At 65.1% G+C, this 13,983-nt stretch carries 12 protein-coding genes; 6 read left to right on the forward strand and 6 right to left on the reverse strand.

Annotation, left to right across the window (positions count from 1 at the left end; all coding sequences use genetic code 11):
- Positions 1 to 315: 315 nt before the first annotated feature.
- Entirely contained in the window at positions 316 to 1,815 is a 1,500-nt protein-coding gene (locus QPK31_RS22755; RefSeq protein ID WP_290425174.1) for a hypothetical protein, read from the forward strand.
- A 185-nt stretch (positions 1,816 to 2,000) separates the two neighbouring features.
- Here QPK31_RS22755 and QPK31_RS22760 read toward each other — a convergent pair whose 3' ends face one another.
- The 3 genes from QPK31_RS22760 to QPK31_RS22770 are packed head-to-tail and all read right to left on the reverse strand — an operon-like array spanning position 2,001 to position 3,702.
- A complete protein-coding gene (locus QPK31_RS22760; protein WP_290425175.1) occupies positions 2,001 to 2,570 on the reverse strand; it encodes a YceI family protein in 570 nt (189 codons plus the stop codon).
- 39 nt (positions 2,571 to 2,609) lie between these two features.
- Positions 2,610 to 3,158: a YceI family protein gene (locus QPK31_RS22765; RefSeq protein WP_290425176.1), complete on the reverse strand. Its 549-nt coding sequence runs from the start codon at positions 3,156 to 3,158 to the stop codon at positions 2,610 to 2,612.
- Positions 3,159 to 3,168: 10 nt separating this feature from the next.
- The gene (locus tag QPK31_RS22770) at positions 3,169 to 3,702 is read right to left on the reverse strand and encodes a cytochrome b (protein WP_290425177.1); all 534 of its coding nucleotides are present in this window, start codon (positions 3,700 to 3,702) and stop codon (positions 3,169 to 3,171) included.
- Between the two features lie 222 nt (positions 3,703 to 3,924).
- Here QPK31_RS22770 and QPK31_RS22775 point away from each other — a divergent pair, with 222 nt between their 5' ends.
- Positions 3,925 to 5,916 (forward strand): TonB-dependent siderophore receptor, encoded by a 1,992-nt coding sequence (locus tag QPK31_RS22775; RefSeq protein ID WP_290425178.1) that lies wholly within the window; start codon positions 3,925 to 3,927, stop codon positions 5,914 to 5,916.
- Positions 5,917 to 5,972: 56 nt separating this feature from the next.
- Here QPK31_RS22775 and QPK31_RS22780 read toward each other — a convergent pair whose 3' ends face one another.
- Both QPK31_RS22780 and purB read right to left on the reverse strand, forming a co-directional pair.
- Positions 5,973 to 6,110, reverse strand: coding sequence for a hypothetical protein (locus tag QPK31_RS22780; RefSeq protein WP_290425179.1), 138 nt, complete (start codon positions 6,108 to 6,110; stop codon positions 5,973 to 5,975).
- A 13-nt stretch (positions 6,111 to 6,123) separates the two neighbouring features.
- The gene (purB, locus tag QPK31_RS22785) at positions 6,124 to 7,503 is read right to left on the reverse strand and encodes an adenylosuccinate lyase (protein WP_290425180.1); all 1,380 of its coding nucleotides are present in this window, start codon (positions 7,501 to 7,503) and stop codon (positions 6,124 to 6,126) included.
- A gap of 145 nt (positions 7,504 to 7,648) precedes the next feature.
- On the opposite strand from purB, the gene QPK31_RS22790 reads away from it, so the two are divergent.
- Complete coding sequence (locus tag QPK31_RS22790) at positions 7,649 to 8,269, forward strand: glutathione S-transferase N-terminal domain-containing protein (RefSeq protein WP_290425181.1); 621 nt, start codon at positions 7,649 to 7,651, stop codon at positions 8,267 to 8,269.
- Positions 8,270 to 8,289: 20 nt separating this feature from the next.
- Positions 8,290 to 9,216 (forward strand): PfkB family carbohydrate kinase, encoded by a 927-nt coding sequence (locus tag QPK31_RS22795; RefSeq protein WP_290425182.1) that lies wholly within the window; start codon positions 8,290 to 8,292, stop codon positions 9,214 to 9,216.
- Positions 9,217 to 9,410: 194 nt separating this feature from the next.
- On the opposite strand, the gene QPK31_RS22800 is transcribed toward QPK31_RS22795, so the two are convergent.
- Positions 9,411 to 9,986, reverse strand: a complete 576-nt coding sequence (locus QPK31_RS22800) for a TMEM165/GDT1 family protein (RefSeq protein WP_290425183.1) — start codon at positions 9,984 to 9,986, stop codon at positions 9,411 to 9,413.
- 224 nt (positions 9,987 to 10,210) lie between these two features.
- Here QPK31_RS22800 and QPK31_RS22805 point away from each other — a divergent pair, with 224 nt between their 5' ends.
- Positions 10,211 to 12,067 (forward strand): M1 family metallopeptidase, encoded by a 1,857-nt coding sequence (locus QPK31_RS22805; RefSeq protein WP_290425184.1) that lies wholly within the window; start codon positions 10,211 to 10,213, stop codon positions 12,065 to 12,067.
- A 22-nt stretch (positions 12,068 to 12,089) separates the two neighbouring features.
- Entirely contained in the window at positions 12,090 to 13,712 is a 1,623-nt protein-coding gene (locus QPK31_RS22810) for a serine hydrolase (RefSeq protein WP_290425185.1), read from the forward strand.
- Positions 13,713 to 13,983 lie beyond the last annotated feature (271 nt).

Consider the following 13,983-nt stretch of genomic DNA (forward strand, 5'->3'; position numbering starts at 1 on the left):
GCCAATTGTTTGAGTGGCCATGTGAAAAAGTCTACGGATTCCAACCGTAGCGGGTCGGTGCGGCAAGTAACGTTAGACGACGAATCTGCTGTGCGTGTTCCGGCGCCGGATTTGATGCCGCTTCGACCAGCGCTCGATGCGTAGTCTGATGTTGACCAAGAGGCGGTTAGTTGACGCCGGGAATGTCCTGGACAGGGTGCGTCAACGAACAGAAGTGGACAGCTCGGCAGGCATATCGTTCACGGACCGGCAACGCCCCACATTGGGGCGCGTTGCACCCCGATTCCGCGTTAGACCTTTTCGAAAGGATTCATCATGAGCTACGACACGACCAACAACAACCAGCAGTCGCGCATGGTCACCGGCCTGTTCCCCGATCGCGCCAGCGCCGAGCGCGCCTATGGTTCGATTTCCGACCGCGGCTATGGCCGCGACGACGTCAACCTGATGATGTCGGATTCGACCCGCAAGACCCACTTCGCCGACACCGATACCGAACTGGGCAGCAAAGCGGCCGAAGGCGCCGGCATCGGCGCGGGCATCGGCGGCACCATCGGCGCCGTGCTGGCCGGTATCGCCGCAGTCGGCACCACGCTGGTACTGCCGGGCGTTGGCCTGGTCGTGGCCGGTCCGCTGGCGGCAGCCCTGGCCGGCGCCGGCGCGGGCGGCATCACCGGCGGCCTGATCGGTGCACTGATCGGCGCCGGCATTCCGGAAGAGCGTGCCAAGCACTATGAAGAAGGCATCCATAACGGCGGCATCCTGATGGGCGTGAACGCCCGTTCCGACGAAGACGCGGCCCACATCCACCGCTCGTGGACCGAAAGCGGCGGCTCGCACGTGATCGGCGCCGGCGTCGGCGGCACGGCGGGCGCGCTGGTTGGCGCCGGTATCGGTGCAGCGGCCGGCCCGGTCGGCATGGTGGCCGGCGCCGCCATCGGCGCGGTTACCGGCGGTATCGCCGGCAAGGGCGCTGGCGAAGTCGTGAATCCAAAATCCGGCGACGACCTGGCCGAACACCACCTGGCCAAAGGCGTCGGCGCCAGCGCCGGTGCGGCCACCGGTGCCGCGATCGGCGCCGTCGGCGGCCCGATCGGCATGGCAGCCGGTGCCGTCGTCGGCGGCCTGGCGGGCGGCGCTGCCGGCCGTGGCGCGGGCGAAGTGGTGAATCCAAAAGCGACCGACGACCTGAACGACCATAACCTGGCGCAAGGCGTCGGCGGCGCCGGCGGCGCAGTGGCTGGCGCCACGGTGGGCGCGGTCGGCGGCCCGGTCGGCATGGCTGCCGGCGCCGTGATCGGCGGCCTGGCTGGCGGTGCAGCCGGCAAGGGCGTGGGCGAAGTGGCCAACTCGGCGCCTGGCGACGAGCTGCACGACCATAACCTGGCCAAGGGCGTGGGCGCCGGCGGCGGTGCGGCTGCTGGTGCAGCGGTGGGCGCCGTGGGCGGCCCGGTCGGCATGGTGGTCGGTGCGGGCGTTGGCGCCGCGGTCGGCGGCATGGCCGGCAAGGGCGTCGGCGGCCTGGTCAATCCAGCGCACGAAGACGACTACTGGCGCAACAACTACCAGAACCAGTCGCACTATACCCCGGGCTACACCTACGACGACTACGCACCGGCCTACGCGCTGGGCTACAACGGCAAGGGCCGCTATCCGGGCAGCTACGACCAGAACGAATCCTACCTGTCGGACGAGTGGAACAGCACCCGCGGTTCCTCGCGCCTGTCGTGGGACCACGCCAAGGTCGCCAGCCGCGCCGCATGGGACCGCGTCGAGCGCGCGATTCCGGGTGACTCGGACCGCGACGGCAAGTAATTAGCCGGACGTAAAAAAGCCCCGCTGCAGCGATGCGGCGGGGCTTTTTGTTTTCGTAGGGTGGACGGCTTCGCCGTCCACGCGTCGATCGATATCGGTCCTATTCTCGTGTCCGATGACCTTGCTGCTAACTATCAACGCGTGGACGGGAAAAGCGCCTTTCGTGGCCCGGTCCACCCTACAAGTTATTGCTTGACCGCTTCGACCTGGATCGCGAGTTTGACTTCCGGCGAGAAGCGCGGCAAGCCGAAGCTCACGCCAAAATCGCTGCGCTGGAAGGTGGCCGACGCATCCGCGCCGCAGACCTCACGCTTCAGCATCGGGTGGTCGATGCACTTGAACTTGTTGATGGTCAGGGTCAGAGGCTTGGTCACGCCGTGCAGCGTGAACTGGCCTTCGACTGCCACCGGCGTATCGCCATTGAAGCGCACCTTGTTGCCTTTAAAAGTCGCGGTCGGGAACTGGGCAACGTCGAAGATGTCCGGCTTGCGTGCGTGCTCGTTCATCTTTTCGTGGCCGAAATCGACACTGTTCATGTCCACGGTGATGTCGACACTGCCGGTCTTCGCGGCGCGGTCGAGGGTAATCGTGCCTTCGGTCTTGGTGAACTTGCCGCGCCAGACGGAAATGCCCATGTGGTCGGCTTCGAAGCTCGGGTAGGTGTGGCCCGGATCGATCTTGTAGGTATCGGCGGCGGCAAAGGCGAGGCTGGCGCTGGTGGCCAGGGTAGCGGCGACAAAGAACTTGAGTTTCATGTGTACATCCCTTGGTTGAGCTTGGTTGAGTTTGTTTATTTACTGGCCCGCGGTAACGCGGAACTTGATGACAACTTCATCGGCGACCATGCTGGTGTCTTTCCACTCGCCTTCGCCAATGTTAAAAGCCAGCCGCTTGATCGGCAACTGGCCCTCGAACACCTGCTGCTTGCCTGCCGCCTTCACCGTCAGCGGAAACGCCACGTCGGCGGTCTTGCCCTTGATCGTCAGCTTGCCGGCAACATTCAATTTGTCCGCGCCGGCCGGCTTGATCGAAGTCGATACGAAGGTCGCTTTCGGGAACTGCGCCGTATTGAACCACTCTTTCTTGGCAACCTCGCGGTTGTATTCCGGGTCGCCCAGGTCCATGCTGGCGGTGCCGATGTCGACCGTGGCCTTCGATGCTTCCGGCTTGGCGGCATCGTAGTCGATCTGGGCGCTAAACGTCTTGAATTTGGCTTCGACCGGCACGTTCATTTGCTTGAAGGTGGCCGAGACGCTGCTTTTCGCCAGGTCGGTCTTCAGCGGGGCGGCGTGGGCGGCGCCTGCGAACAGGGCGGCGGCGAGCAGGAAACGCAGGGGTGTCATCGGAAACTCCTTATTTGGAAAAGGGCAGCATGCGCTGCATCACGCCGTCGCGGTCCAGCAGCAGATGCTTGAACGCGGCCAGCACGTGGATGGCCACCAGGGCCGCCAGCAGCATGTTGAGCCAGTAGTGCAGGGCGCCGAGCGTCGGCTTCAGGGCTTGATCGGCCTCGATCAGCGTCGGCAGCGGGAACAGGCCGAAATACACGACCGGCACGCCGGCCGCCAGGCTGTAGAAATAACCGGACAGGGGCACGGCGAACATCAGCACGTAGAGCAGGCCGTGCAGCGAGTGGGCGGCGTGGCGCTGCCAGGTGGGCATGTGGGCCGGGTAGGCCGGCGGGCGCGAACGCAGGCGCCACAGCAGGCGCAGCGCGGCCAGGGCCAGCACCGTTACGCCGGCCCATTTGTGCCAGGAAAAGTAGCGCAGCTTGGTGGGCGTCAGGCCGGGGATGTCGGTCATCACCCAGCCGAGCGTGAAGGTCCCGATGATGAGAATGGCGATCAGCCAGTGCAGGGCGATGGCGACGGAAGAATAACGCTGCATGGTGATTGTCCGTGTTCGTACTGATTAGCGCCAGACTATAGCAAAAAAAGCCAGGGGATTGCTGGAGTCGATATAGTTTCTTTCTGTACACTATCATGGATTGTTAAACGTGCACAGCCGCGATGCCACAGAATGTAAAATCAAGGCAGGCGTGAATTTATCTATTTAGCGCGGCCGAATGAGTGGAACCTGGCTCTGCGCCGCACCGTAGCAAAGGAAGTCATGCACCATCCCTTGTCTGTGTCGCGTCCGTGCGCGCTGGCCGTCTCGGTTGCCATCGCGCTGGGCGCTGCAGCGCCGGCGCCGGCCGCCACGCTTGCGCAGCCCGCAACGTCGCCGCCGCTGCTCCTTCCTGCGCCGCAAGCCGATTTCGCCGATCTGTCGATCGAGGAACTGGCGAACATCCAGGTCACCTCCGTCTCCAGGAAACCCGAGCGCCTGCAGGATGCACCGGCCTCGGTGTTCGTCATCACCAATGAGGACATTCGCCGCGCCGGCGCGCGCAGCCTGCCCGAGGCACTGCGCCTGGCGCCCAACCTGCAGGTGGCGCAGACCAGCAGCTATGGCTATGCGATCAGCGCGCGCGGCCTGAACGGTAGCAGCAACAGCGCGCCGAACAAACTGCTGGTGATGATCGACGGCCGCTCGGTGTATGCGCCGCTGTTTTCCGGCGTGTTCTGGGACATGCAGGACGTGATGCTGGAAGATGTCGAGCGTATCGAGGTCATCAGCGGACCGGGCGGCACCATGTGGGGCGTGAACGCGGTGAATGGCGTGATCAACATCACCACCCGTTCGGCCGCGGCGACTGCGGGCAGCCTGGCCGTGCTGGGCGTGGGCAGCGATGGCGCCGACCTGGCTTTCCGCCAGGGCGGCAAGCGCGGCGACATCGATTGGCGCGTCTACGGCAAGACGCTGCGCCGCTCCGCCGGCGAACTGGAAAACGGGGTGCGCGTGAACGATGCCTGGCGCCAGGCGCAAATCGGTTTCCGCGCCGATTGGGCGCGCGGCGGCGATACCTTCAGCGTCAACGGCAATGTGCTGCGCGGCCGGCTGGAGCAGCCCGAGCCGGGCGCCATCGCGGTCAGCGGCACGGATCTGCGCCTGGGCGACATCGATACCGAAGTCGCGAACCTTACCGGACGCTGGCAGCATGCGCTCGCCGATGGCGGCAGCCTGAGCGTGCAGGCTTACCTCGACCACACCCGGCGTGCCGTGCCGCCGACGTTTACCGAATCGTTGTCGATCGCCGACCTGCAGTTCCAGCACACGCTGCCGCTGCAGGGCGCCCACAGCCTGGTGTGGGGGGCGAACTACCGCCACAGCTGGGACCGCGTGACCAACAGCGAGGTCATCGCCTTTTTGCCGGCGCGCGAACAGCAGGCCTGGGCCAGCCTGTTCGCCCAGGACGAGATCGCTCTACGCCCCGACCTGAGCCTGACCCTGGGCGCCCGCGTCGAGCGCAACGACTACACCGGCAACGAACTCCTGCCGACCGCGCGCCTGTCCTGGCGCCTCGACCCGCACCATGCGCTGTGGACGGCCGTCTCGCGCACGGTGCGTGCGCCGACCCGGCTCGATGTCGACGCGTATATCCCGGGCCGCCCGCCCTATCTGCTGCAGGGCGGGCGTGCGGTGCGTGCCGAGGTGGCCAAGGTGTTCGAACTCGGCTACCGCGGCCAGCCGCTGCCGGGGCTGTCGTATTCGGCGACCGTGTTCCACAACGAGTACGACCACCTGCGCACCCAGGAGATCGATCCGACGTTTACCTTCCTCACCTTCGGCAGCCTGATGCAGGGCAGGGCGACCGGAATCGAGATGTGGGGCAGCTACCAGCTGAACCGCGCCTGGCGCCTGTCGGGCGGGTTCACGGCGCTGCACGAACGCTTGCGCCTGAAGGCGGGCAGCAACGATGCGGCCGGGCCGGGGACCGCGGGCAAGGACCCGGAGCACACGCTGCAGCTGCGCTCGAACTATACGTTCGACGAGCGGCGCGAGCTGGAAGTGGCAGTGCGCAAGGTGGCGGCGCTGGAGAATCCTGGCGTGCCGGGGTACTGGGCGTTGGATGCGCGCTTCGGCTTGCGCTTGCGGCCGAACCTGGAGCTGTCGGTGGTGGGGCAGAATTTGAACGGTAGCCACGGCGAGTACGGGCCGGTGGCGACCAGGCTGGAGCTGGAGCGCAGGGTGGGCGTCAAGCTGGTGTGGACGCATTGATGCGGCGGTGGGTGCGTAGGGTGGGTTCTCCGAACCCACCACATGCGGTCGATGCGTCATCGCATCGCGTTGCGATTCGTCCTCCGTTGCGTCATGGTGGGTTCGAGAACCCACCCTACAACGCCATCGCCGATGACGCGGTTGGCGCCATGAACAAAAAAGCCCGCATCATCACTGACGCGGGCTTTTTTCATACGGAGACGATCCTCAGATCGCCTTGGCCAACTGCGCCGCAATCCCCGTGTAATTCGCCGGCGTCATCGCCAGCAGCAGGTCCCTGGCTTCCTGCGGCACGGCCAGCGTGCCGATGAACTCCTGCAGCGCTTCACGCGTAATGCCCTTGCCGCGTGTGAGTTCCTTCAACTGTTCGTACGGATTCTCGATGCCATAACGGCGCATCACGGTCTGCACCGGCTCGGCCAGCACTTCCCAGCTGGCGTCGAGGTCCGCTTCCAGACGGGCGGCGTTCACTTCCAGCTTGTTCAGGCCGCGCAGGCAGCTGTCGTAGGCCAGAAGGGCGTAGCCGAAGCCGACGCCGATGTTACGCAGCACGGTCGAATCGGTCAGGTCGCGCTGCATGCGCGAGACCGGCAGCTTTTCGGCCATGTGGCGCAGCACCGCGTTGGCCAGGCCCAGGTTGCCTTCCGAGTTCTCGAAGTCGATCGGATTGACCTTGTGCGGCATGGTCGACGAACCGATTTCGCCCGCCTTCAGCTTCTGCTTGAAGTAGCCCAGCGAGACGTAGGTCCAGATGTCGCGGTTCAGGTCCAGCAGGATGGTGTTGGCGCGTGCAATTGCGTCGAACATCTCGGCCATGTAGTCGTGCGGCTCGATCTGGATGGTGTACGGATTAAACGTTAAGCCAAGCCGCGATTCGATCACGTCCTTCGAGAAGGCCTGCCAGTCGAAGCCCGGGTAGGCCGACAGGTGGGCGTTGTAGTTGCCGACCGCGCCGTTCATCTTGCCGAGGATCTCGACGTCGGCGATGCGCTTCACGGCGCGCTGCAGGCGCGCGACCACGTTGGCGAATTCCTTGCCGAGGGTGGTCGGGCTGGCGGTCTGGCCGTGGGTGCGCGAGAGCATCGGCAGCTCGGCGTTCACATGGGCGATCTCGGTGAGCCTGGCAATCACGTTCTGCAGGGCCGGCACGATCACGCCGTCGCGCGCGGCTTTCAGCATCATGCCGTGCGAGGTGTTGTTGATGTCTTCCGAGGTGCAGCCGAAGTGGATGAATTCCGACGCCGCCACCAGCTCCGGCACGTCCTTCACCTGTTCCTTCAGCCAGTACTCGACCGCCTTCACGTCGTGGTTGGTGACCGCTTCGATTTCCTTGATGCGCGCGGCGTCGGCTTCGCTGAAGTCCGTGGCCATCTTGTCGAGGTGGGCGATTGCTTCCGCCGAGAACGGCTTGATCTCGTCGAAGCCAGCCTGGGCCAGGGCCTGCAGCCAGGAGATTTCGACCTTCACGCGGTGGTGCATGAAGCCGGCTTCGGACAGGATCGGGCGCAGCTTGTCGGTCTTGGCGGCGTAGCGGCCGTCGAGCGGCGACAGGGCCGACAGGGAGGAAAGTGGGGCGGTAGCGGTCATGGCGGGCGTCCGTGCAAAAACGTCGATTTTACCATTGGACTGGCCCGCGTCCTCTGTTGCAGGCGTAGCAAATGCAAGCCGGACGGCGGTTTTCCAGGGGATGCCCAATGTTATACTCTTGTTAAATTATCCTTTCCGAGCATCTATGAAACTCATCGGTTCGACCACCAGTCCCTATGTGCGCAAGGTCCGCGTCGTGATGGCGGAAAAGAAGCTCGACTACTCCTTCGAGCTCGATAACGTCTGGGCCGCGAGCACCCAGGTCCACCTGTCCAACCCGCTCGGCAAGGTGCCCTGCCTGGTGATGGAAGACGGCAGCGCCCTCTACGACTCGCGCGTGATCGCCGAGTACCTCGACACCCTCACGCCCGTGTGCAAGCTGCTGCCGGCCAACGGAAACGGCCGCGACCGCGCCGACGTCAAGGTCTGGGAAGCGCTGGCCGACGGCGTGCTCGATGCAGCCGTGCTGGTGCGCCTGGAACGCACGCTGCGTCCGCAGGAACAGCAAAGCCCGCAGTGGATCGCGCGCCAGCTGGGCAAGGTGACGGCCGGCCTGCAGGTCATGTCCGACAAGCTCGGCGACGGCGCCTTCTGCATGGGGAAAAATTACTCGCTGGCCGATGTGGCCGTCGGCTGCGCGCTGGGCTGGCTGAGCTTCCGCTTCCCGGAAATCGACTGGCGCGGCGACCACGCCAACCTGGCCCGCCTGCACGACAAGCTCGCCGAGCGCGCGTCCTTCAAGGACACCGTGCCCTTCGAAGCGTGAGCGCGGAAGTGGACGGCGCAGTGGATAAAACGACGACCGTCGTCTTCGGCGAAGCCCTGGTCGACGACTTCGCCACCGAGCAGGTGGTGGGCGGCGCGCCCTTCAACGTCGCGCGCCACCTGGCCGCCTTCATGGCGCCGCAGCTGATGATCACCCGCGTCGGCGAAGACCGCAACGGCGAAAGCGTGCGCGCCGAGTTCGAGCGCTTCGCCATGTCGCAGGCCGGCCTGCAGCGCGACGCCATCGAGGAAACCGGCCACGTGCTGGTCGAGCGCCTGGCCAGGGGCCACCGCTTCGTGATCGTGCCGAACCAGGCCTACGACTACATCGAACGCGAGGCCGCGCTGGCGGCGCTCACGTCGGTCAAGCCATCCGCCATCTACTTCGGCATCCTGGCCCAGCGCGGCGAACGCTCGCGCGGCACGCTGCAGGCGCTCCTGTCCGCTACAGGGGCCACGCGCTTCCTCGACCTGAACCTGCGCGAAGGCCAGTACGGCGAGCGCACCGTCTTCCACGCGCTGCACGCGGCGGACATCGTGAAGGTGAACGAGGAAGAGCTGCAGTCTTTATTCCAGTGGTACTTCCAGCTCGGCCCGAACGATCCGCCGCTGGCTGCCGGCGAAACCCGCTCGGCCTGTGCGGGGCTGGTGCAGATGTTCGGCCTGCAGGCCTTGATCGTGACCCTGGGCCACCGCGGCTCGGTCTACTTCGACCGCGACGGCAGCACGATCGACACGCGCGACACGCCGGCGCCGCCTTTCGTCATCGATACGGTGGGGGCAGGGGATGCCTTCTCGGCGATCTTCCTGCTGGGCCGCGCACGCGGCTGGCCGCTGGAGGTGACGCTGGCGCGCGCCAACGAATTCGCCGGCGCGATCTGCGCCGTCACCGGCGCCGTGCCGCGCGACCTCGGTTTCTACGACAAGTGGATGAGCCGCTGGCGTTGATGTGATACGGCCGGTTGAACGCCGATGCCGATGATGCCGGCGATCGTTGCGTTGCGCGTAGGGTGGACGGCTCTGCCGTCCACGCGTTCAACCGCAGGTGGAACAGATGCGCAGTTCGATATGCATGCGTGGAACAGATGCGCGGTTCGATATGCATGCGTTCGTTGAACGCGTGGACGGGAAACCCGTCCACCCTACAGCCCGAAACCTTCGCCGACGCCCAGCAGCGTGGCCACGCCCAGGGCCGCGAAGATCAAGGCCGCAATCCCGTGCACCAGCCCCAGCGGAATCTTGTTCGCGATCCGCTCCCCAAAGTACACCGCCGGCACGTTCGCCAGCATCATGCCGAAGGTGGTCCCGGCCACCACCGCCGCGATCTCGTGATAACGCGCCGCCAGCGCCACGGTGGCCACCTGCGTCTTGTCTCCCATCTCCGCGATGAAGAACGCCAGCACGGTCGTGAAGAACACACCGAACCTGGCCAGCGAAGCCTCGGTCTCGTCGACTTCGTCCGGAATCATCGCCCACACCGCCATGCCAAGGAAGGACAGGCCCAGCACCCAGCGCATGCTTGAAGGTCCCAGCAGCTCGCTCACCAGGGCGCCGACGGCGGCGGCAAAAGCGTGATTGAGCAGGGTGGCGACAAAGATGCCGGCAACGATGGGCAGCGGACGGCGAAAGCGCGCGGCGAGGAGAAAGGCCAGGAGCTGCGTCTTGTCGCCGATTTCAGCGAGGCCGACGATGCCGGTAGCGACCAGGAAGGCATCCATAAGGTGGTGCGTGCAAAAGCGCGGATCATAGCAGAGTCGGCTTCACGCCAGCGCGTCAATACGGCGCTGGCGGCGGGATACGGCGCTTGAACCTCCACCGGCGTAGGGTGGGTTCTCGAACCCACCGCTTCTGTGCCGGCACGCTTTCCGACGCCACCCTAAAGTGCTATCCTGCCCAGCTGCTTCCGCCGTCCCAGCGCCGGCCTCACCACCAACGAGACACCATGACAACCAGTACCTTGCTGCGCGCCACCCTGTGCGCCATCCTCGGCACGGCCAGCGCCCAGGCCCTCGCACTCGACCCCCTGAGCTATGCCAACTACGACCAGGTGCGCACCCGCGCCCTGCACATGGACCTGAAGGCCGACTTCGAAAAGAAAACCCTGTCCGGCTTTGCCGAACTCTCGCTCGACTGGCTCGACAAGTCCGCCCGCACCCTCGACCTCGACACGCGCGAACTGACGATCTCGAAGATCGAAGCCCAGGATGCCATGGGCCGCTGGACCCCGGCGAAGTACAGCCTCGACAAGTTCGACCAGGAGAAGGGCCAGGCCCTGCATGTGCAGCTGCCCGCGCAAGCGCCCAAGGTGCGCATCCACTACCACACCGCGCCCACCGCCAGCGCCCTGCAATGGCTGACGCCGGCCCAGACCCTATCCGGCAAGCGTCCCTTCATGTTCAGCCAGTCGCAGTCGATCAACGCGCGCTCCTGGGTGCCGGTGCAGGACACGCCGTCGGTGCGCTTCACCTACACCGCGCGCATCCAGGCCCCGCAAGGCCTGCGCGTGGTGATGAGCGCCGATAACAACCCGAAAGCCACCGGCAAGGGCGGCTGGAAGTTCACCATGCCGCAGCCGATTCCGTCCTACCTGCTGGCCATCGGCATCGGCGAACTCGAAGCGCGCACCCTGGGCAGCCGCACCGGCGTCTACGCCGAGCCGCTGCGCATGCAGGCCGCCGCCTACGAACTGGCCGACACCGAGAAGATGGTCGAAGCCGCCGAGTCGCTCTACGGCCCGTATCGCTGGGGACGCTACGACATGCTGGTGCTGCCTCCGTCCTTCCCGATCGGCGGCATGGAGAATCCGCGCCTGACCTTCCTCACCCCGACCATGATCGCCGGCGACCGCAGCCTGGTCGACCTGATCGCCCACGAACTGGCGCACAGCTGGTCGGGCAACTTGGTCACCAACGCTTCGTGGAAGCACTGGTGGCTGAACGAAGGTTTCACCACCTACGTGACCACGCGCATCCTGGAAGTCCTGTACGGTGAAGAAGTCGCGCTGATGAATTTGCAGCTGGAGCAGGAAGAAGCGATCGACTCGCTGAAGGAGATCCCGCCGGCCAAGCAGGCCCTGGTCACGCGCGCCGCCGACACGGGTTCGGATACCTATACCGACGAAGGCCTGGCCTACCCGAAGGGCGCCTGGTTCCTGCGCACGCTGGAAGAGCGCGCCGGCCGCGCCGTGTTCGATCCCTTCCTGCGCGGCTGGTTCGACAGCCACGCCTTCCAGAGCGTGACCACCGGCCAGTTCATCGCCTACCTGCGTTCCAATCTGCTGGCCAAGCATCCCGAGGTGATGAGCGACGCTGAACTCGACGAATGGCTGTACGGCCCGGGCATCCCGGCGAGCGCGAAGCACGCCAGGTCGCAGCGCTTGACGGCGCTGGACGCCGCCACCGCCGCCTGGATCAAAGGCGAACTGCCGACCGCCAAGCTCGACACCAAAGGCTGGACGGCCGCCGAGTGGATGAAGTTCCTGAACGATATCGACAACAAGGTGGATGCGAAGCGCCTGAAGGAACTGGACCTGGCATTCGGCCTGGCCAGGACCGGCAACAACGAAGTCGCCTTCCGCTTCTACCGCGCCGCCGTGCACGCCGGCTACCGCGACATCCGCCCGCAGCTGAACGCCTTCCTGATGAGCGTCGGCCGCCAGAAGTTCGTGGTGCCGCTGTACACCGCACTGCGCGCCAACGCCGAGGACCGCGCCTGGGCCGAGAACGTCTACAAATCCGCCCGCGAACGCTACCACCCCGAAACCCAGGGCAGCGTCGATAAACAGATGGCCAAACAATAAAAGGAACCAGAGAGTGCAACATATGAAACACCTTGCAGCCGCAATCCTGATCGCCTATTCCGCCACCTTCGCCGGCGCCCAAGCCCAGACGCAGGCCGCGCCGGCCATCGCCGCCATCGCGCCCATCTCCGCCTACGACCTGGAGCAGGACGTCACCCGCACCATGAAGGCCTTCGACGTGCCCGGCATCGCGATTGCCGTCGTCAAGGACGGTCAAGTGATCGCCGCGCGCGGCTTCGGCGTGCGCAAACTCGGCGAGCCGGCGAAAGTGGACGGCAAGACCCTGTTCGAAATCGCCTCGAACTCGAAGGCCTTTACCGCCGCCGCGCTGGCGATGCTGGTCGACGAGGGCAAGCTGAAATGGGACGACCCGGTGGTCAAGCACCTGCCGGACTTCCAGATGTACGACGCCTACGTCACCCGCGAAATGACGGTGCGCGATCTGCTGACCCACCGCAGCGGCCTGGGCCTGGGCGCGGGCGACCTGCTGTGGTGGCCAACCACGAATTTCAGCACGGACGAGATCATCGAGAAGCTGCGCTACATCCGCCCGGCCACCAGCTTCCGCAGCAGCTATGCCTACGACAATCTGCTGTACATTGTGGCCGGCAAGATCATCGCCCAGAAGTCCGGTAAATCCTGGGGCGACACAGTGCGCGAGCGCATCCTGAACCCAGTGGGCATGAGCACGACCACCACCAGCCTGGCGGAAAACGAGGGCAACCCGAACGCCTCGAACGCGCACAGCAAGATCAAGGACAAGATCAGCGCCGTGAAGTCGATGCCGGTGGCGAACGCCGTTGGCGCGGTGGGTATCAACACGAATGCCGAAGACATCGCCAAGTGGATGCAGGTGCTGCTCGACGGCGGCCGCGTGGCCGGCGCCAAGGGCGCGGACGGCAAGGAATTGCGTTTATGGTCCGAAGCGCAGTCGCGCGAGATGTGGACCGCGCAGACGCCGATGAAGATCGGCACGCCGAAAGGCCCGCTAGCATCCACCAAGCCGAACTTCTACGCCTATGGCCTGGGCTTCCAGCTGCGCGACTACAAGGGCCAGCTGGTCGCCATGCACGGCGGCGCGCTGCAAGGCTTCTATTCGCGTGTACTGCTGGTGCCGGAATCGAAGCTGGGCATCGCGATCCTGACCAATGCCGAAAGCGGCGGCGCCCTGAGCGCGCTGCAGTACCGCCTGATGGACCAGTACATGACCGGTTCCACGCCGACCGACTGGATCAAGCTGGTGTCCGATGTCGAGGAAGAGGCGCATGCGAAGGAGCTGGCGCGCCTGAAGTCGGCATCGACCACACGGGCGTCGACGTCGAAGCCGTCGCTGGCGCTGTCGGCCTACGAGGGCCAGTACGAGGATCCGTGGTACGGCATCATGAACGTCAAGCGCAACGGGAACAAACTGGTGATGTCGTTCTCGAAGACGCCTGATCTGACGGGCGAAATGGAGCACTTCCAGCACGATACCTTCATCGTGCGCTGGAAGGAGCGCAACTTCAACGCCGATGCGTATGCGACGTTCTCGCTGGACCATGACGGCAGCATCGACCATGTGAAGATGAAAGCGGTGTCGGAGGAGACCGACTTCAGCTATGACTTCCATGACTTGCTGTTCACGCCGGTGAAGACCAAGAAGTAACGGCAAAGGGGCTCGCAGCCCCTTTTTCATTGTTGGCTTAAACCGTACGGTGGGCACTCCGTGCCCACGCGGAATGCGATGTCATCGGCGGTCTTGTTCTGGACGCGCTGCGCGTATCGAGACAACGTGTCTCAAAGAACAATCGCTAACTCCTATCTTGGGCGACAGCCAACGCTTTGCAGAGTGCCGGTATTAAACGGCGCCAACACGCATCACGCTTCCGCGTGGGCACGGCGTGCCCACCGTACGGTCACCGCCTCGATCATTCCTG

Origin of the sequence: Massilia sp. YIM B02769, from assembly GCF_030411995.1 — a bacterium.
Classification (GTDB): domain Bacteria; phylum Pseudomonadota; class Gammaproteobacteria; order Burkholderiales; family Burkholderiaceae_D; genus Telluria.